Genomic DNA, 670 nt, shown 5'->3' with positions numbered 1-670 from the left:
CATTGAAGATGCTTGATTTTCTTTAGAATCAGGATCATGCTACGCACCATGAAAATTACACTGACTCCTCAACAGAAACTGCAACTCGAACAAATGCACGATATTGAACGTGATAGTCGAGTTTGCGACCGTATTAAGGCTGTTTTACTGGCTTCTGAAGACTGGAGTCAGGCTATGATTTCACAAGCCCTTCGCATTCATGAATCGACCGTTGCTCGTCACCTCAGTGACTACGTTCTTTCTGAAAAACTTAAGCCTGAAAATGGCGGAAGCCAAAGTAAGCTTTCTGCTACTCAAACCATGCACCTAATCGAGCACTTGACTGAGAAAACCTATTCTCACACTCATCAAATTGTCACTTACGTCAAAGAGACATTTGAACTTGATTATACGGTCTCTGGTATGAACAAATGGCTTCACCACAATGGCTTTAGTTACAAGCAACCGAAAGGCGTTCCGCACAAGTTTAATGAAGCAAAACAACAAGCATTCATAGAGGCTTATGAAGCGCTAAAGGCAAGCTGTGGCGAGGATGAATCGATAGTCTTTATCGACGCTGTTCACCCAACCTTGTCAACAAAAATATCTCACGGCTGGATACGTACTGATCAGGATAAAGTGATTGAAACAACGGGTAATCGTAGCCGATTGAATATTATTGGCGCACTGA

Annotated in this window: 1 protein-coding gene; it reads left to right on the top strand. The window is 42.4% G+C overall.

All coding sequences use genetic code 11. The features are described 5' to 3' along the window. Nucleotides 1-36 precede the first annotated feature (36 nt). Nucleotides 37-670 (top strand): IS630 family transposase (locus tag KIV40_RS25710; protein WP_375164884.1); only part of this gene is annotated, 634 nt, incomplete at its 3' end.

It is taken from the genome of Vibrio sp. D173a (assembly GCF_030248475.1).
This window is presented reverse-complemented; position numbering and strand designations above follow the sequence as displayed.